18 protein-coding genes and 1 pseudogene are annotated in these 19,167 nt (G+C 44.8%); 1 reads left to right on the top strand and 18 read right to left on the bottom strand.

The annotated features are described in order from the left end of the window. Positions 1-74: 74 nt before the first annotated feature. The 11 genes from atpG to ACTQWB_RS15475 form a co-directional block, all read right to left on the bottom strand. Complete coding sequence (atpG, locus tag ACTQWB_RS15525) at positions 75-929, bottom strand: ATP synthase F1 subunit gamma (protein WP_441502349.1); 855 nt, start codon at positions 927-929, stop codon at positions 75-77. Between the two features lie 23 nt (positions 930-952). Next, complete coding sequence (gene atpA, locus ACTQWB_RS15520) at positions 953-2,482, bottom strand: F0F1 ATP synthase subunit alpha (protein ID WP_441502350.1); 1,530 nt, start codon at positions 2,480-2,482, stop codon at positions 953-955. A 15-nt stretch (positions 2,483-2,497) separates the two neighbouring features. Then, positions 2,498-3,037, bottom strand: a complete 540-nt coding sequence (gene atpH / locus ACTQWB_RS15515; protein WP_441502351.1) for an ATP synthase F1 subunit delta — start codon at positions 3,035-3,037, stop codon at positions 2,498-2,500. Further along, the gene (atpF, locus tag ACTQWB_RS15510; RefSeq protein WP_441502352.1) at positions 3,034-3,537 is read right to left on the bottom strand and encodes a F0F1 ATP synthase subunit B; all 504 of its coding nucleotides are present in this window, start codon (positions 3,535-3,537) and stop codon (positions 3,034-3,036) included. Before atpF ends, atpH begins: the two co-directional genes overlap by 4 nt. 30 nt (positions 3,538-3,567) lie before the next feature. After that, the gene (gene atpE, locus ACTQWB_RS15505) at positions 3,568-3,846 is read right to left on the bottom strand and encodes an ATP synthase F0 subunit C (protein WP_179962564.1); all 279 of its coding nucleotides are present in this window, start codon (positions 3,844-3,846) and stop codon (positions 3,568-3,570) included. Positions 3,847-3,978: 132 nt separating this feature from the next. Then, positions 3,979-4,737 carry a F0F1 ATP synthase subunit A gene (locus ACTQWB_RS15500; protein WP_441502353.1) on the bottom strand — a complete coding sequence of 253 codons (759 nt, stop codon included), beginning with the start codon at positions 4,735-4,737 and terminating at the stop codon, positions 3,979-3,981. A gap of 101 nt (positions 4,738-4,838) precedes the next feature. After that, positions 4,839-5,264, bottom strand: coding sequence for an ATP synthase subunit I (locus ACTQWB_RS15495; RefSeq protein ID WP_441502354.1), 426 nt, complete (start codon positions 5,262-5,264; stop codon positions 4,839-4,841). Between the two features lie 35 nt (positions 5,265-5,299). Further along, positions 5,300-5,563, bottom strand: a complete 264-nt coding sequence (locus tag ACTQWB_RS15490; protein ID WP_441502355.1) for an AtpZ/AtpI family protein — start codon at positions 5,561-5,563, stop codon at positions 5,300-5,302. Between the two features lie 451 nt (positions 5,564-6,014). Beyond that, a complete protein-coding gene (locus tag ACTQWB_RS15485) occupies positions 6,015-7,115 on the bottom strand; it encodes a substrate-binding domain-containing protein (protein ID WP_441502356.1) in 1,101 nt (366 codons plus the stop codon). A gap of 144 nt (positions 7,116-7,259) precedes the next feature. After that, a complete protein-coding gene (locus tag ACTQWB_RS15480; RefSeq protein ID WP_441502357.1) occupies positions 7,260-8,000 on the bottom strand; it encodes an RluA family pseudouridine synthase in 741 nt (246 codons plus the stop codon). Positions 8,001-9,372: 1,372 nt separating this feature from the next. Continuing rightward, positions 9,373-11,631, bottom strand: coding sequence for a hydratase (locus ACTQWB_RS15475; RefSeq protein WP_441502358.1), 2,259 nt, complete (start codon positions 11,629-11,631; stop codon positions 9,373-9,375). Between the two features lie 182 nt (positions 11,632-11,813). Between ACTQWB_RS15475 and ACTQWB_RS15470 the strand changes: the two genes are divergently transcribed. Continuing rightward, positions 11,814-12,080: a hypothetical protein gene (locus ACTQWB_RS15470; protein ID WP_441502359.1), complete on the top strand. Its 267-nt coding sequence runs from the start codon at positions 11,814-11,816 to the stop codon at positions 12,078-12,080. 54 nt (positions 12,081-12,134) lie between these two features. Here the strand turns inward: ACTQWB_RS15470 and ACTQWB_RS15465 are convergent, their stop codons facing one another. From ACTQWB_RS15465 to ACTQWB_RS15435, 7 genes and pseudogenes are all read right to left on the bottom strand, one after another. After that, positions 12,135-12,773: a ribonuclease H1 domain-containing protein gene (locus ACTQWB_RS15465; protein ID WP_441502360.1), complete on the bottom strand. Its 639-nt coding sequence runs from the start codon at positions 12,771-12,773 to the stop codon at positions 12,135-12,137. Between the two features lie 136 nt (positions 12,774-12,909). Beyond that, positions 12,910-13,866: a D-2-hydroxyacid dehydrogenase gene (locus tag ACTQWB_RS15460; protein WP_441502361.1), complete on the bottom strand. Its 957-nt coding sequence runs from the start codon at positions 13,864-13,866 to the stop codon at positions 12,910-12,912. A 37-nt stretch (positions 13,867-13,903) separates the two neighbouring features. Beyond that, positions 13,904-14,539, bottom strand: a complete 636-nt coding sequence (locus ACTQWB_RS15455) for a hypothetical protein (protein WP_441502362.1) — start codon at positions 14,537-14,539, stop codon at positions 13,904-13,906. Between the two features lie 377 nt (positions 14,540-14,916). Then, positions 14,917-16,284 carry a UDP-N-acetylmuramoyl-tripeptide--D-alanyl-D-alanine ligase gene (locus tag ACTQWB_RS15450; protein ID WP_441502363.1) on the bottom strand — a complete coding sequence of 456 codons (1,368 nt, stop codon included), beginning with the start codon at positions 16,282-16,284 and terminating at the stop codon, positions 14,917-14,919. A 205-nt stretch (positions 16,285-16,489) separates the two neighbouring features. Next, entirely contained in the window at positions 16,490-17,524 is a 1,035-nt protein-coding gene (locus tag ACTQWB_RS15445) for a D-alanine--D-alanine ligase family protein (protein WP_441502364.1), read from the bottom strand. Positions 17,525-17,548: 24 nt separating this feature from the next. Further along, a pseudogene (locus ACTQWB_RS15440) lies at positions 17,549-17,605 on the bottom strand (DUF6783 domain-containing protein); the annotation flags it as partial. Between the two features lie 137 nt (positions 17,606-17,742). Further along, positions 17,743-19,143 (bottom strand): peptidoglycan binding domain-containing protein, encoded by a 1,401-nt coding sequence (locus ACTQWB_RS15435; protein ID WP_441502365.1) that lies wholly within the window; start codon positions 19,141-19,143, stop codon positions 17,743-17,745. Positions 19,144-19,167: the final 24 nt, after the last annotated feature.

Below are 19,167 nucleotides of genomic sequence, written 5' to 3'. Positions count from 1 at the left end.
TATCTTCCTAAACTGACATGTCACCTGACAGTGACATTATTATTAAGAAAAGTCTTACGTAACAATCTCTGTACTCAGACTCCCTCTGCACCTCCAACAATTTCTGTGATCTCCTGCGTGATGCTTGCCTGACGCGCCCTGTTATAATGCAGGTTCAGCTTCTCGATCATTTCTTCTGCATTACTGGTCGCAGCTTCCATGGCTGTACGTCTCGCAGCCAGCTCGCTGGCAACACTTTCGCATACTGCACCATAGATCAGTCCGGCCAGATATTCCGGAACAATTGCCTCAAACACCTCAGACGCATCTGGTTCATATAGGATCAGATTCCGAATTCCCTTTGTATCCTGCTCCTTTGTCAGATCATTCAGCGGCAGTGCCGGAATCGCCGACGGCTGCTGGGAAAGCATGGAAACAAATCTGGTATAACACAGATCAATGTGCCCAAATTCTCCTTTCTGAAATGCCCCGCAGAGCAGGTTTGCCATTTCAAAACAATCTGCCACAGAAATATCTGCGATTTCAGCAAAGCTCTCTGTGACACAGGATAATCCGTTCCTCTTCGAATATTCCACAGCCTTTTTCCCAATGGGAAGAACCAGAAAATCCTGATCCTTAGAAGCTGCTTCCAGACATTTAAACAGGTTGGTATTATATCCGCCTGCCAGGCCACGGTCTCCGGCGATCAGCACATAACAGCGCTTCTCATTTCCCGATTCTCTGGCATATACAGAGGAAAAATCTGTATTCCCCTGTGCGATATCCGCCAGAGTCTGATGCATGGTCTCGAAATATGGCCGGCAGACCTCAGCCCTTTCTTTTGCTTTACGCAGTTTGGAGGATGCTACAAGTTCCATTGCCTTGGTAATCTGCATGGTGCTCTGAACACTCTTAATACGCAGCTTTACCGCTTTCATGTTTGCAGCCATAAAAAGATCCTCCTCGTCACAATTTATTTCTCAGGTCTTGTATTCACAAAATTCTCAGTGTACTGCTCCAGGGCGCTCTTAAGCTTGCCCTCTGTCTCTGCTGACAACGCGCCTGTAGAGCGGATTTCCTGCATCGCAGCAGCTCCCTGCGCATCGCTGTCAAGCCAGGTATAAAGTCCGGCTTCGTAGCTTCTTACATCCTCTGTGGCAACCTTGGAAAGGATTCCCTTGGTCACCGCATAGAGAATGGCAACCTGCTTCTCAACCGGAACCGGAGCATTCTGATTCTGCTTCAGGACTTCCACGATACGGGCGCCCTGCTCCAGTCTGGCCTTGGTATCCGCATCCAGATCGGAGCCGAACTGTGCGAAGCTCTGCAGCTCACGATACTGGGAGTAAATCAGCTTCAAAGTACCGGCAACTTTTTTCATTGCCTTAATCTGTGCATTACCACCAACTCGGGATACGGAAATACCAGGGTTTACAGCCGGCATAACACCGGAATGGAACAGCTCTGTCTCAAGGAAAATCTGTCCGTCTGTAATGGAAATAACGTTGGTCGGAATATATGCGGAAACGTCTCCTGCCTGTGTCTCAATGATCGGAAGGGCAGTCAGGGAACCACCTCCATGTGCCTCGTCCAGTCTTGCGGCACGCTCCAGAAGTCTGGAATGAAGGTAGAAAACATCTCCAGGATATGCCTCACGTCCCGGTGGACGGCGGATCAGCAGGGAAAGTGCACGGTAAGCAACCGCATGCTTACTCAGGTCATCATAAATGATCAGCACATCTTTGCCCTTGTACATAAAATATTCACCCATTGCACATCCGGAATACGGTGCAATGTACTGCAGCGGGCTGGCTTCTGACGCTGTAGCTGCAACTACAATGGTGTAATCCATAGCACCATTTCTGGTAAGAGTTTCAACCAGGGAAGAAACGGTAGATCTCTTCTGTCCAATTGCAACGTAAATACAGATTACATCTTTTCCTTTCTGATTGATAATGGTGTCCGCTGCCAGAGTGGTCTTACCAGTCTGACGGTCACCGATGATCAGCTCTCGCTGGCCCCTGCCAATGGGAACCATAGAGTCAATTGCCTTAATACCGGTCTGCAGAGGCTGGTTAACGCCCTGTCTCTCGCAGATACCTGGCGCCGGGCTCTCAATCGCCCGGTATTCACTTGTCACAACAGGTCCAGCACCGTCAATCGGCTGTCCAAGGGCATTTACAACTCGCCCGATCATCGCCTCGCCTACTGGAACAGATACAACCTTTCCAGTGCGCTTTACGGTCTGACCTTCGCCAATACCGGAATCATCACCAAATAATACGATAGATACGCTGTTCTCTTCCAGGTTCTGTGCCATACCGAAGCTTCCATCCTCAAATTCAAGAAGCTCACCTGCCATGCAGTTGATAAGTCCGCTGGCTCTGGCAATACCATCACCGACCATAAGAACCGTACCGGTCTCATTCTGTCTGATGGCGTTATCGTAATATTTGATCTGACTGCGGATGACTTTTGAAATTTCTTCAGGTTTAAGCTGCATTTTCTCTATCCATCCTTATACTATAAGCTCGTTTAATTTCCTGGAAAGACCATCCAGGCGGCTCTTTACCGTACCGTCCAGCTGTTTTCCCTCCAGCTCCACTTTAAGACCTGCCAGCACCGTAGGATCTGTTTTCTGGGTAAGGGCAATGGTCTTGCCGCTTAATTTCTCCAGCTTGTCCTTAAGTGCTGTCATCTGCTCCTCTGTCAGGGCAACCGCACTGGTCACTACTGCAGTGGCAATATTATGGTCCACATTGTACCGCCGTGTAAATTCTTCGCAGCACCCTGCATACTCTCCAAGGATTCCACGCTCACACAGCAGTTTGAGAAAATTCACAAGATACTGTTCTGCTTCTGCACCAAATGCAGCATCCAGAAGCTTCGTCCTCTCTTCTTTGGGAATGGAGGGCTCTGACAGCAATTTCACATAATCGGGATTTTCCCGGAAAAGCTGCCGGATCGTCTGCATCTGCTCCAATACAATATCTGTAAGCTGTTCTTCGGCAGCAAGGTCATACATGCTGCCGCCATACAATCTGGCAATCTGCGTCATGATGCCTCACCTACATTCGAAATAAACTCGTCGATCAGTTTCGCGTGATCCTCTTCTTTGATCTCACGCTCGATCACCTTGCAGGCAATCTCCATTGCCATGCCGCCGATCTCATTTTTCACTTCATTGACAGCTTTACGTTTCTCCTGGGCAATATCGCTCTCAGCCTTCTCCTTCATGGCACGGGCTTCCTGCGCTGCGCTCTTCAGGATCTCCTCACTCTGGAGGGATGCTGTCTTCTGTGCCTCTGTCACAATGTCACTGGCCTTCGCTTTGGCCTGCTGCATATTCTGCTCATACTCTGTCTTCATGGCAATTGCCTCTTCCTTTGCCTTCGTAGCGTCCTGAATCTGGGCATCTGCCATCGCTCTTCTCTTCTGAAGCATTTCATTGACAGGCTTGAACAGAAATCTTTTTATCAGATACATCTGGAGAAAAAGGTTGCAGATCTGTGCAACAAACGTCCACGGCACAATTCCTACAAGTTCCTGTACCTGCATGTTCTAACCTCCTGTTGTAACCCTCATTTATCAGCCAAGGAATTTCATAAAGGTACCAGGTGCCACGAAGATCAGAAGCAGACCAGTTACGAAACCATAAATACCGGTGGTCTCTGCGATTGCACAACCAAGAAGCATGGTAGAAGTAACATCACCTTTGCACTCCGGCTGACGTCCGATTGCTTCCAGAGCCTTCGCAACTGCGTTACCTTCTCCAATACCAGGTCCGATACCTGCGATCAGTGCAAGACCTGCACCAATTGCACAACCAGCCAGTGCGATACCTTTTGCCAATACTGTAAAATCCATAATCAAATCCTCCTGTTATTTATTATTTCTCTTTCTTTTTAATACAATTTCAGCTGACGGTTTCTAACAAAATTCTTTTACCATCAGAACAACCTGCCAGAAAAGTGAATTTCCTTTCAGGTTTTCCCTGCATTACTCTTCTGCTGCATTCGCAATATACATCACCGTCAGCATACAGAAAATAAACGCCTGCATGATTCCGGAGAACCAGTCAAAATAAACTGACAGAATTGCCGGAATACCAACATCCAGGAATGGGATCTTCGCCAATACATCGCCTACAATACCCGGAATCAGTCCGAACAGCTTGGAACTGGCCAGTGCCAGTGCCGCATAGATCAGACCATTGATAACCACACCGGAAAGGATATTTCCGAAATGTCGGCATGCCATACTGATCGGCGTTGCGATTTCAGAAAGAATATTAAACGGTGTCATGATCGGGATCGGGGTCGTAAATCCCTTCATATATCCACCAAGACCGTTTGTCTTGATCTTCTGTGCTGTGATCATGGTAAACACCACGATTGCCCATGCAGCCTCTGTGGAAAGATCTGCTGTGGGGCTTCGAAGTCCCACAAGACTGATCAGGTTGGATACCACACTTGTAGCAAACAATGCTGCCACAAAAGGAATCATATACCTGAATTTTTCGCCCATATTGCCAATAACAAATTTATCGGCTGTCTCCACCAGAAGCTCGGCTACCGCCTGCCTTTTGGATATCTTCTCCACCTTCAGGTCATGTGTCAGCCAGATGCAGAGCCCTGTGATCAGAAGCATGACCAGCCAGCTTACCACCAGTGTCTCCGTGATCTGAAATTTCCCCAGGATGGGAACCTCAAAGGGAAATGTATAGAATATCCTGCCACCGGTTATTTCTATGTCCATGTACTCTCACCTCCTGTCGCTATATATTTTGTTATCTGTTCAGAGCCAGCTTCCAAAATGCTACGCATTTCGTCGGTATGGCATATCTGCCAAATAGATTTCTATGCAGCCCGCTTTCCTCCGATTATTCCCACTGTCTTGATCACAATGTTCGGAAAAAGTAATGGAAGAAGGCCTGCCACAAACTGAAAGCAAGGAACTGCGATTGCCAGAATGCCCCAAAGGATCTGAAACGTCATTCTCTGGGTATAACTGGTCTTCATCTTCGCTGCTGCCTGCTTATCATCCTCCATGGATACCACCTTCTGTACAGTAAGTCCCATAAGGAAAAAATTCAGTACTGCTACGATGCCTCCCACAAAGCCTCCAAGAATCACTGTATAATCAAACGGAATCTGCTCCGGTGATATCAGATGTCCGATTCCAAATACAGCCCACATCAAAGCTACACATACAAATGTACCAATGGCAACCTTCCTGGTCTCTTTTTTCACCGCTGGCTGCACATCTGCAAACATTCTGCTCATATAAGTCTCCCTTCTAATGATGTCGGTTATCTCTTCTAATGATGCCGGTTAAATGAAACTTTATTCTTTTTTTTCTCCTTTTTCTGATGGCTGGTTACAGAAAGATAAAGTTTATAGGCTACTGTAAAGGAGCCACCCAGTCCGAAAAAAAAGCCAGGAAGGAAAATCCATTCCCCAATTCCCAGATTCGTGCTCATCCACCAGCAGATCAGAAGACACAGAAGAAGAGGAGTAATAAAAGACAGGCTAAATTGACTAAGGAGCGTCAAATTCTTGATGATATCTCCCCATTTTTTCATAAATCCCTCCTATCTAAAGTCTCATTTTATAGACAGATTTTAACACAATTTGCCGTGGATAGCAACTTTTATTGTGAAAATTGTTTAAAAACCAGTGTGGTTTTTATAGCATATCGTCAATTTTTTCACATTTTCAAAAACAACTTTATGCTAACAGATTTCTCTTTTTTTGTCTTTATACAATATTTTCGAATTGACTAAAATTTAGGCATTTTATGTTGCTTTGTCTAGAATCTGGTTAAAAAAGGTTCTAAATGACAAACAAAAAATTCTTATAAAAAAACTGCTCTGTATCAGCATTCCCATTCTTTGGTAAAATCATGCCATACAAAGCAGTTTCTCTTTTGTAAATTATCAATTCTAATACGAGTCAGCAGTCGACTAGTTTTTATCTGTTAACCTTTTTGCATTAGAGTCTGTTTAAAAAAAACATTCCTGCAATCTGCACACTCTAGTTCGCATACAGATAAGCGCTATATGCCGGATCATCAATGGTGGAAGCATCAATCCAGGCTGGATCAATCCGCACATTTCTGGTAATCTCCACACTTTTCTTCGGTGCAGTCGCCATAAGTGCAGTCCAGATGGTCTGATATCCCATAGCATAAGGCTGCTGGGAAACCACGCCTACCTCTTTATTATTGCGGATAGCTTCCTGCTGTTTCGCAGTCCCGTCAACACCAACCATCACAATCGGATCCTTGGTCTCATCTTTCGCCATATCCAGATACAGATCAGAAATATCTGCATTGGTGCAGAACACACCGTCCAGCTGTGGATTCTTATCAAGTACTTCCTGCATTGCCGCTACCATATCATCTACCTGATCCTGGTAAATTATGTCAACCACCTCAATATCCGGGTAATTGGCGATGTAATCTGTAAAGCCCTCTACACGCTCCTGCACACTCTGGGTTTTCTCCTGAGCGGAAAAGACAGCAACTTTCCCCATTTTTCCAATGGCAGATGCCAGCCTGTATGCTGCGATTTCTCCTACTCTTGTATTGTCTGTTCCTCGAAAAGCGCGGATCATCTTACTGTCACTTACGCCGGAATCAAAGGCTACAACCGGGATTCCATTTTCTTTGGCAGCTTCCAGCTGTGCCTGAAGGGAATCCATGTCACTTGCTGAAACACACAGAACATCCGGATTCTCTGCAATTACAGCATCCAGGGTATTTACCTGGCTCTCCACGTCCTTCTCATCGCTGGCTCCTTCGAAGGTCATTGTCACCTGATCGTCCTTCTCGAAACCATATGCCTGATTTACATCTGCAATCGCCTGCTCCATTCCCTGTCTTACCAGATTCCAGAATTCTCCGCTGGTGCTCTTGCTCACAACTGCCACACGGGCTCCTGTCTGGATTTCTACAGATGTATCAATTTCAGGAATAATGGGATCCTTTTCTTCCTGTGCTTCCTCTGTGGATTCTGTAGTCTGTTCATCTGCAACCAATGGTGCGATTACTTTCTCCACCTCTTCCTTCTTACATCCGGTCATCGTGCATAATGCAGCCAGAAGAACAACAGGTATCACTGCTACTTTTTTCATTTCATTCACTCCTCATCTGAATGCTTAAAGGCATTCTGCTCTCAAATACCTATACCAAACAATTTTCGCAGTCTTAATCTCAGTTTAATCTTGCTTTTACATTATACACATTTTCCGCTCCGCGTCCATAGTTTTCATTATTTTTTAACAAAATGATGTCAGAGCGTGTTTGAAAAAGTCAGCAAATTCAGCTCCTTCAGGTCTGGTTTCAAACTTCATCTCCTTACCGGTAACCGGATGGGAAAAGGTCAGGCTTGCTGCACACAAAGCCAGACCACCAGCCCCAATTGCCCCGTCGGTTCCGGCGCCGTACTTCCGGTCACCAGCCAGTGGCATTCCTGCATGAGCCATCTGCACCCGTATCTGGTGGTGGCGTCCTGTGTCCAGATGAATCCTCAATAACCATTTCTTGCTATCCGTTATTCTATCCCGGGCTTCATCCAGAACCTCATAGGAAAGCCGGGCACATTTCGCTCCTGGCGTATTTTTATCAACTACGGCAGAAGTATTGGATTTTCCGTCTTTTTTCAGATAATTTTCCAGAACCGTACAGTCATCTCCCAATGCTGGCGGCATCCCATAAGTTACCGCCAGATAAATCTTTTCCATTTTTCCCGCAGTAATCTGTGCACTTAATCCCTTTGCGGCTTTCGGCGTTTTGCCAAATACCAGTATTCCCTCTACCGGCTGATCCAGTCTGTGGATTACCGCAAGATAGGGAATACTCCTTCCCCCTGCTTTCACCGCCAGATAATTCTTAAGGCAGCTTTCCATATCCATTGCACCGATTCTGGCATTCTGTACTGCCAGTCCTGCTGGTTTCCGGCAGACAATAATATCTTTATCTTCAAAAAGAATATAATCTTCTATCTTTCCACTGAACATATCAATAACCTTTCTGTTCCTTCTAATTATTATGAGTGTTCCATGAATGAAAGCCTGAGCAATATCCATAAATCCGCCATGCAAGCATAGTGAATTCATGGCTGCCGCACAGGACTTTCATAGTAATTATAGAGGATGCCTTCTTTTTTTACAACAGAAAAAGACGGTCATCATTCTACTTATCTTCAAATGATGACCGTCCTAAAACTCTTCAGTATCCAATGGTCTCTACCTCGTTTTTCAAATTGTTTTCAATTTAATATTTACGTGGTCTATATTCAGTTGTTCTATATTTAGTTGTTGATTTTATTTAAAATATCTTATCTTATTCCCTGCTCATAAACGATATGATGTTTATCATTCGGTTTATTTAGAAGTTCTATAGATGGAAATTACAATTTCACTTATTATAATCTCATTTGCAGAAATACCGAATACACTTCTTAATGCCCTGAATCATTGATATAAACAATTTCAAACTTAAGATATTAAATCCAAAACCACTTACTGGTTCATCTGCTCTCTCATATATGATATATGATAAAAAGTATGGGCGGAAGTTCCTGATATATTTCTGACTGGAATATCAGATCTGATATTCATCTAATGCAAAGCTTCGATTCATATTCTAAAGGTTCAATATGGATCTCAAAATATCGTTCTTATCTAAGATAAGGGTTATATTCTCTGAAGAAATGTTTCTTTACACAAGTTTCAGATCTTTGTATTAGTGGTGGACAGTTATTCAATATAAGTAATCGCTTCTATATACCTTTGATACGTTTCTTAAGTATCAGCTGAATCAAGTGATACTTGCATTTATAGGAATCGAATCTTCGTATCAGGTCTTCTTGCAGGAAACGCGATTCCTGTCTCTCTTATATTGATTAGGAAAATTCTATGTTCCCATCGGAATCACTAAGCTCCTTTCTTTATGAAGTTGTTTGGTTTTTCTCTTGTTTTCTTTTGATGTGTTTATATTACCATTTCGCTTTCAATTTGTCAATGCTTTTCTGTGCATTTTTCATTTTATTTCTGTTTTATTTTCTATTCATGCGTATTAATTCTGTTTTTTGTATTAATTATTTTAATTATTCAGAATATTTATTTTATCTTAATTCGCACAGACATTGCACATTTTTGAAAAAAGTATGACGTAAGTAACGCAATACAAGAAAGAATCCTGCTTTGCAGGATTCTCTGCCTGCGGCGGGTCGCTCCATGCGACATCTACCGCTCCGCCGCAGTGCGATCCTGCCCGGCAGGGCTTTTTGTGTAATAGGAGATTCCAACGGAATTTCCTATTACATAAAAAATCAGGCCACTCTTTTTTGAAAGAATGACCTGACCTTAATTTTCTTATTCTGTTATATTATTTTCTGTTATAGTTGATAAGGCAACCCTTCAGAATGATTTCCCGCTCATCATCTGTCAGTTCCCCAAGTGTTACAGTAAATGGTACCATTCCACTCTCTTTCACCACATAGCCGGTAATGCTGTCAGCTTTTTCCTCAACGGCCTTGCGTATTTCCGGGAAAAACAGGTAATCACCGTTTGCAAACGGAAGGTCGCCTGACGGGATCAGGAATGGAAGCATTCCCCAGTTGATCAGGTTGGAGCGGTAACGTTTGGTAGCGTACTCATTGGCAATGTTTGCCCATCCGCCAAGTACCTTCTGACAGGAAGCAGCCTGTTCACGGGCGGAACCATCCCCTGGCTTCACGGCAAAAATCGTACTTCCTATGCCAAGATTTCCCTTTCCAACCTCAGGGTAATCCTTATGTACAATTTCCATAACTGGCTTTAACTCTGGAACTGCTTCTACCGGACATTCCCCATTCTCAATAGCATGCTCGGCCTTCTGAATCTCCTTAGCGCGTCCAACATAAGCCGGATCCTTTCTGGACAAAGTAAACTCAGCCAGACCAAGCGGATTGGAGCGGTAAGAAGAAGTCTCACCTGATGGGATCAGTTCATCTGTAGTCGTTACCGGATCATGAATCTCAGAAACTACTTTCAGCACCAGATTCTCAGCAAGTGCCGGCATCTTCGGCCAGTCCTTGATATTCGGGCCAAACTGGATCTCAACAGACGGATCTGCCACACCTTTGCTGTCAAATACACGGTTTGCGTAGATTGTTTTGTCAAAGAAATATTTCTGGCCTGTGTATTCACCGGTAAAATTCTCCGCAGATGTAAGGAAGCCTTTGTTTGCCGCAGTAGCTGCAATAGAACGGGCATCCATAAGCGCAACAGAGGAAATCTGTCCATTCTGAATCTTAGAGCCCTCACGGTTCGGGAAGTTTCTTGTGGTATGGCGGATACTGAATGCATTATTTGCAGGAGTATCACCTGCACCGAAGCACGGTCCGCAAAATGCAGTCTTCACAACAGCACCTGTAGCCAGCAGATCTGCCAGGACACCATTCTTAGCCAGTTCCATATAGATCGGAGTACTTGCCGGATATACACTTAATGTAAACGCATCTGCTCCGATACTGCTGCCGCGGAGAATGTCAGCAGCTGCACAGATATTTTCAAAGCCGCCGCCTGCACATCCTGCAATGATTCCCTGATCCACATAAAGTTTTCCATCTATTACTTTATTCCGGAGAGTAAACGGAATCTTGCCATCCAGACTTACCTGGGCTCTCTTCTCAACATCCGCAAGAATGTCGTCCAGATTTGCATTCAGCTCATCGATCGTATAGGTGTTGCTTGGATGGAACGGCATTGCGATCATTGGCTTGATCTCGCTAAGGTCAATTTCCACACATCCATCGTAATATGCCACATCGCCAGGCTTCAGCTCTTTATAGCTCTCTGCCCTTCCATGAATCTCATAGAACTCCTGAATCTTCTCATCCGTCTGCCAGATAGAAGAAAGGCAGGTTGTCTCAGTGGTCATAACGTCAATGCCAATACGGAAATCCGCACTTAAATTGGCAACGCCAGGTCCTACGAACTCCATTACTTTATTCTTCACATAGCCGTTTGCAAATACCTTGCCAATGATCGCAAGGGCAACGTCCTGTGGACCAACGCCCGGGCGTGGTGTACCTTTCAGGTAAATGGCAACAACCCCTGGCATATTAATATCATAAGTCTGGGAAAGCAGCTGTTTCACCAGCTCCGGTCCGCCTTCACCCATAGCCATGGTTCCAAGAGCACCATAACGTGTATGACTGTCCGAGCCAAGGATCATCTTGCCGCATTCTGCAAGCATTTCACGGGCAAACTGATGGATAACAGCCTGATGAGGCGGAACATATACCCCACCATATTTCTTCGCACAGGTAAGTCCAAACATATGGTCATCTTCATTGATGGTTCCGCCTACTGCACAAAGGGAATTGTGGCAGTTTGTCAGAACATATGGCACTGGGAAACGCTCCAGTCCTGAAGCACGTGCAGTCTGGATGATTCCTACAAAAGTGATATCATGAGATGTCAGCTTATCAAATTTAATCTGAAGCTTTTCCATATTGCCGGAAGTATTATGGGCACTCAAAATAGAATACGCAATGGTGTTTTTCGCTGCTTCTTCTTTCGAAACTGGAAAATTGGCATCAGCTTCAGGAATGATGGTCTGTCCGTTCTGCAGATACACACCGGTATCATATAATTTCATAACAAAAGATCCTCCTCATCTAAACGTAATTTATAAGTGACAAATATTACCGTTAATTATAGTAGATTTCTATGGAAGAATCAAGCTAAAACGCTTTAGTGTGCTAAAAACTGTTGCAACTTTTCCCAATCAGTGTTAAGGTAAACTTTACCAACAGCCACAATAAGAGGAGGTGTTCTAAAATGTTTCGACTTTGGGGCCGGATCTGGAAAGATAACCATATGCTAAAAGATACCGTAGTCTGTGATGACCGCCAGGAAACCAGGACTCATAAAATTTTTTACTGCCTGGAGCAGATCTGTTATGAACTGGATCTTGGAAATCCCATCTGGCTGGACACTACAGTCCGGGATTTTAAGAAACACAGCAAAACACGGTTTTACCAGGATAATTTCATTGAAGAAATTGACTTTGATTATCTGGAAATACAGGTACTTGAAGAAGATTAAATACTTTATTTTCCCCTTCTCTTACTATAGTTTCAAAAAGCTCCCGGAATCCCTTTACAGGATTCCGAGAGCTTTTTTTGCGAGCTGGTCAGCCATATCATTGTATTTATCATTGGAATGGCCTTTCACTTTTACGAAATGTACCTTTATTTTTTTTATTGCATCCTGGTAAAAAGACTGGTAGCCCTGGGTTCCCGCTTTATTTGCTTTCCATGCACCAGTACACCACTTGGCAATCCCCTCATAATCATGGTAGATCACGATCTCCGGGATATTATGATCCAGGGCATACTGCATAGCCGCTTCAGAGCCTTTGATCTCCCCGGCCACATTGTGCATCTGTGCCAGTTCCTTATCTGTCATTTTCTGGCCAAAGCAATGCTCCTCGCCATTTTGAAGGATTACCATTCCATAAGAGAATTCCCCGGTGTCAGAACGGTAACTGCCATCCACATAAGCGATCACATTTGCAGCTTCGGGCACAGTCCCCGAAGCGGGAGCTTCTTTACTGTTTTGATCTTCTGGTGCAAAAGTCTCTGTGCCAGTGCCAGAAAAAGCCCGGGCTTCTTCCATGGTAGGAAAGCTTTTAAACTCTGCCCCGGAAAATCCGGTCACCTGTTTCTGACATTCTGCCCAGGTCAGAAATACTCCTGTTTTTCTTCCTTTTCGTACTGCATAGTATTTTTTTGCCATGTAGTCTCCTCTTTATCTTATTCTTGCGAGACAGTCCGTCCCGGCTGATATCCCTATAAGGAGAAGTCCGTCTATCTGCGGCTTTCCACACTCTGCCGACTGTATCTGTAATCCTGGGTAATACTGGCTATCGCCTTTAATATACCCTGTTTACAGAATCTCCCTTTTGGAAACGCTGAATATTTTTCACCACCTCGTCTACCACACGGAACCGGGTTTCTTTCGCAGCCCAGGCAATATGAGGGGTAATGATCAGCTTGTTACTGTCCTGAATCTTAAGCAAAGGATTATCCTGATCCATCGGTTCTTTGCACAGAACATCCAGACCTGCACCAGCAATAGAGCCCTCTGTAAGAGCCGTATACAGATCCGCTTCATTTACAATGGCGCCTCTTGCAAGATTCAGAAAAATAGCTGTTCTCTTCATCTTACGGAATTTATCCAATGTCATCAGGTTCTCCGTATATTCATTCAATGGTGCATGCACGGACAGAATATCGGAACGTGAAAGAAGCTCATCCATACTTACCTGCTCATATTCTGTATCATATTTCTTTCCAGAAGCAGAATAGCAGATGATTTTACAGCCAAAAGCCTGCGCGATCTGGGCTACCTTGCGCCCAATCGCACCAAGGCCGATAATTCCCCAGGTCTTTCCATCCAGTTCAAAGAAATTCTGCCCAAAATGGGAAAAGCAGTTTCCTCTTGCATATTCTCCTGATTTTACATAATTATCGTAATAATTCAGTTTTTCCAGAACATAGAAAAGAAGGGCAAATGTATGCTGGGCTACTCCATTTGTGGAATATCCGGCAACATTGTAGGCTGCAATCCCACGTTTTTTCAGATAGTCACCATCCAGGTTGTTAAAACCGGTTGCAGTCAGGCACACCAGCTTCAGATTCCGGGCTTTTCCAATGGTGGACTCGCAGATCGGAACTTTATTCGCTACGATCACATCTGCATCCTTTGTCTTCTCTTCCATTTCTTCCGCAGTCGTAGTACGGTAGATCACAACCTCTCCAAGTGCTTCAAATGGTGTAAATACCATATCCTGGCCAAGACTGTCAGCCTCCAGAATTACAATCTTCATAATGTTCTCCTCGCTTTCTTCTGTGCCATTTCCCCCATCATGCCATAAATTCCCGGATGATCTCCCGCATGATTTTCTCTTCCTCAGGTGTAAGCATTTTACTAAAATGACTTCCTGCTGCAGCGGTCTGCCGGATACTGCTGGTGATCTTGTCCACCACTTCCTCCTGCAGGACCGGATCCGTTTTCTTAGATACCGGAATTTCTTCCACCCATGTCCGCATCTGCTCCACATAATCTGCCAGAGTATCCATAATCAGTTCCTCTTTGTAGGAAAAATCCAGCACCTGACGCAGCAGCAGAAGAGCTACCGGAACAGCTGTCCCTACATACAGATATGTCAGTGGAAGCCCTTCTTCCATTCTCAGAACTACAGAAAAATAGATAGCGCATCCCAGAAGCACCGTGGACAAAAGTGCCGGATACCACACCAGTCTGTTCATCCTGTGAAGAAGCCTGTCCCTTGTTTTCCACAGGTTCAGCCATTTTTCTTTCAGGTTGACTTTTGGGCTGCCTGTCCCTTTATTGATCTTGGTGCCGGTTATCTTACTTCCAGTACTTTTCAGCATTCTTCTGTAGGTGAGGTGTGTGGCTAGCATTCCAATTGCTCCCAAGGCCCCAAGGCCCGCCATACTGTAGAGCAATATATGCAGGTTCATGATTTTCTCCAGCATAATGTCCTCCCATATTTCTGAACTTTTACTATGAAAGTCCTGTGCAGCAGCCATGAATCCAGCATGCTTGCATGTTGGATTTATGGATATTGCACAGGCTAGACTGTATGAGTAAGTGGGGCGATAGCCCGGATTACGAATACAGTCGGCGATTGTGGGAGCGCCATAGGCGCGGAGCAATCGACTTTCATTTACGCGAGCAACGAGCCAAAGTTCGTGCTTGCACGAAACCTTGGCGACTGCCGCGATAATCATAAGAAACTCGCAATGCGTGTTTCTTATGATTTATGGTGATGTCTGCGTAAGCAGACATGTCCGTTTAAGAACATTATACTGCGGTATTATCTTATAGGAAACAGAAATCGTTCGTCAAATTCTTACATCTCCTGCAGCTTTGCAACAACCTTCTCAAACTGCATAAAATGAGATGCCTTTACCAGAATCGTATCTCCTGTCCGGACATAAGAATCCAGATGCGCCAGAAGACTGTCACGGTCTGGTTCTTCTATAACGGTAAGCTCTGGATTCTTTCTTGCCATCTTCGCTATATTGGCAGAAAGTGTGCCTGTGCAGATACATACATCAATTCCACATCCGGCAGCATGCTCTCCAACCTCTTCGTGAAGCTGTACTTCATTTTCGCCAAGTTCGCCCATGTCTCCCAGGATTGCAACTCTTCTGCCAGCACCATCCTTCAATACATCAAGTGAAGCTTTCATAGACATTGGATTGGCATTGTAGCAGTCATCTACGATAAGGAAACGGTCCGTTTCGATCATATGAAATCTTCCGCTGATTGCCTCCAGTGTCTCAATTCCGTGACGGATCTGCTCCAGAGTAAGACCATAAATACGTCCCACAGCAGTAGCGGCCAGGGCATTGTACACCATGTGTCGGCCAGGCATTGGGATATCAACGGTAAAAGAGTCCCCGCCCGCATGAATACGGCAGGTCATTCCTTTTAAGCCTCTGCTTACGATCTCATCTGCATAAATATCCTGATTCTCTTCCATGCCGAAAAAGACAGGCTTAATGCCTTCATATTCTTTTACGGTACAAAGTTTGTCGTCGTCTCCGTTTAATACAATGTGTCCATCTTTTTTCAGATACTTAAAGATCTCTGTTTTGGCCTTCAGCACCCCATCCCTGTCTCCCAGATTTTCCAGATGGCAGGTACCGATATTGGTGATCACACAGGTATCTGGTCTTGCGATCTTCGCCAGACGGGTCATTTCGCCGAAATCACTGATTCCCATTTCCAGAACTGCAATTTCGTCCTCATCCCGAAGGCGGAAAACGGTAAGCGGTAGTCCCAGCTCATTATTAAAGTTCCCCTGTGTCTTCAAAGTACGGTATTTTTCTTTTAGGACAGAGGCAATTACCTCTTTTGTACTTGTTTTTCCAACACTTCCGGTAATTCCCACAACCGGAATCTGAAGCTGCTGAAGATAAAACTCCGCGATGTCTTTCACCGCCTGAAGGGAAGACTCCACTTTGATATATGGGAAATCTGCATTCTCCAATGTACGCTCAGATAAAGTTGCCAATGCTCCTGCTTCCATTACCTGCGGGATAAATTTGTGTGCATCTACACGTTCACCCACAATGGGAACAAACAAGGTTCCTGCTTCTGCTTTCCGGCTGTCCGTTGTAATAGATGCGATTTCCTGATTCAGTTTCTCAGATGGTCCAAAATAAACACCACCACATGCCTTGGTCAGGTTTTCCAGAGTCAGATTTTTCATTTTTATTTTATGATCCTTTTACTATTTTTTATTTCTAACTTGTGGCACGGATTGTTCCGCAGCTACGCTGCTCCCACAATCCTTCAAACATTCGGAATCTGCTGATTTACTATGTAAATCGCTGCTTCCTCATATTTGGCGGGTTCCAAGGTCAAAAGCCTTATCGTGCAGGCACGAACAGCTTTCTGACCTTTTAACCCTGGCATTATTCATATTTTTTAAGGGAAATACGGATCAGTTCCTCACAAAGTGTAGGGTAATCCATTCCCAATACCTTGGCTTCCTGTGGAATCAGGCTGGTAGGCGTCATTCCTGGAAGGGTATTCGCCTCCAGACAGTACATGTCACCATTTTCCTTCATCATGAAGTCCAGACGGCTGTAGCCGGTAAGTCCCAGTGCTCTTGCCGCTTTTACTGCATTTTCCTGCATTTTCGCGGTAAGCTCAGGAGAGATCTCTGCCGGACAGGTTTCTACAGTAGAACCTGCCTGGTATTTGTTCTTATAATCATAAAAGCCCTGAATCGGCGCGATCTCAATGATCGGATATGCTTTGTCATCTACTACTGCAACGGAAAACTCCCGTCCTTTAATATATTCTTCCACTACAATATCTGCACCATACTGGCACGCATCAGCAAGGGCATCCTCATATTCCTTCTGGTCATTTACAATGTATACGCCTACACTGGAACCTCCACAGCTGGTTTTTACAACTACGGGGAACAAAAGACCATGGCTGGTAATATCCTTCTCCAGATTCTCTCTTGTCATCGTAAAACCGCCTGGTGTAGGGACATGGTTCATCAGGAAAACTTCCTTTGTGATACGCTTATCCATAGCCATGGCACTGCTGAGATAACCGGTTCCTGTGTAACGGATTCCCATCAGGTCAAATGCAGCCTGCACCTTGCCATCCTCACCGTTCGCACCATGGAGTCCAAGAAATACGATATCACATTTCTCACACAATTCCAGCACATTAGGACCGAAAAAGCTTCTTCTGGTCTTCTCCATCTCTTTGATCTGTGGATTAAAGCTCTTCATATACTCTGCTGCTTTCTCTACATCATACTCAGCAGGAAATGGGTTCTCCCAGTCAACATTCTCTACTCCGCAAAAAATATCTACCAGTATCGCCTCATGGCCCCTCTGCCGCAATGCGCCACAGATTCCTGTACCGGATACAATGGAAATCTCTCTCTCCGTACTGGTTCCTCCAGCCAAAACTACTATTTTCATAATTTTATCTCTCCTTGCTGCGCTAGAGCCTGCCCCCAAAATCATTCCTGCAATCTGCACGCCCCACTTTGCGGGATATTTTGCTGAAAGCCTTTTTCAAACACACTCTAAGCACGTTTTTTCTATGTTAATATTTTTATACACTTGCAACAATTCAGTCTGTGTGAATCCATCACACTGACAAAATGCCAGGCACTTTGGATGCTTCCTCTGGCCTCCTATTCGTATACAACAACCGGCATGCCAACCTCTATGTTCGCATAAATAGCCGCAGCCTTGTCATATGGAACATTTACACATCCGTGAGACCCTTCCCACAGATAAAGATTCCCGCCAAACTCGGAACGCCAGGAAGCGTCATGGATTCCCACATTTCCGGCAAAAGGCATCCAGTAAGTCACATTTGCCTCATAATCTTCCCCAGTAAGAACTGCCGGGGATTCCTTTGCATCCAGCGCATAGCACCCGGTTGGTGTGCCGCAGCCCTCTATATCCGGATTGCCGCTTACAATAGGGGTATCCACAATAGGAGTTCCTTTCTGGTAAAAAACAAGTCGCTGGTTTGTCAGATCTATCTCCACATAAGTGGAGCCAATATCATTGGTACCACGGCTGTAGCCTGAATACAGATAAACAGGCTCACGTACCTGGGTAACACCACTTTCAATGGCACTGATCAGGGCTTTTATTTCCTCATCCTGATCAATTACCCAGCCGTAATCGCCGCCTTTGATTTCCACTTCACGATTGTCATAGGTCAGAAACGTTCTTGTCTGTCCCATGGTATCATATTTCAGCCCAAGGTCTGCCACATACTGGCGTACCAGATTTTCATCCAGGATCACATTTCCATCCTCATCATAGCCGAACCAGTTCTTGATCACAGTCCGGTCTACTGTCTCTGTACGGTCTGCAAAGTCATAGGTTATGATCACCTTGCAAAGCTGATTCATTTTTTCACAATTGGATTTCAGCTGTTCATCCGTGCTGTATACAGTCGGCTTCCGGTAACAGCTCTCATCCTCCAGATTTACGGAAGTTCTTCCACGGAGCATTGCTGCCCCGATCACTTCTTCAGTCTTCGTACGATCCAGGGCATTTCCCACCACTTCCGGAATGATCTCAAAGGAATCTCCTGTATCCTGGATCTGTGCATCTACAGGCTGGACAATATTCTCTGCCTGCATACATTTCAGATCATCTACTGCCTGCTGCAGCATCTCCACGTTATAGCTGAGGGATTCTGAAATATCATAATTCTTTTCCTGGTTAAAAGCAAGAAACCAGGTAAAACGGTCCTGATCCTTGATCAGCTTTTTTACAATGCCTGTGGACACGTAGGAAAGATCCACATCCGCTGCAGAAATGGCTTCCTGTCCATTTTTCATAGTCTCCACAGCAAGAACATAAGCTCCCACACGCTGATTCAGAAGATCCTCTGTATCCTCAGACGTCATATAGGAACAATTGAAACCATTTACCATGGAGCCAGGAAGAAAATGTGCAGAAAAATAATAAACACCATACCCATATGCTCCTGCTGTAAGGAGCAGCAGCAAAACAACCAGCGAAATAACGATAATCCTTCCTGCACCTGCTTTTTCTTTATTTTTTGCCATAGATTCCTCCCTGCTTCTGCTGAT

It is taken from the genome of Blautia sp. HCP3S3_H10_2, from assembly GCF_052122375.1.
Taxonomy (GTDB): Bacteria; Bacillota; Clostridia; order Lachnospirales; family Lachnospiraceae; genus Blautia_A.
The sequence above is the reverse complement of the archived record's forward strand: the minus strand, read 5'-3'. Positions and strand labels throughout refer to the sequence as shown.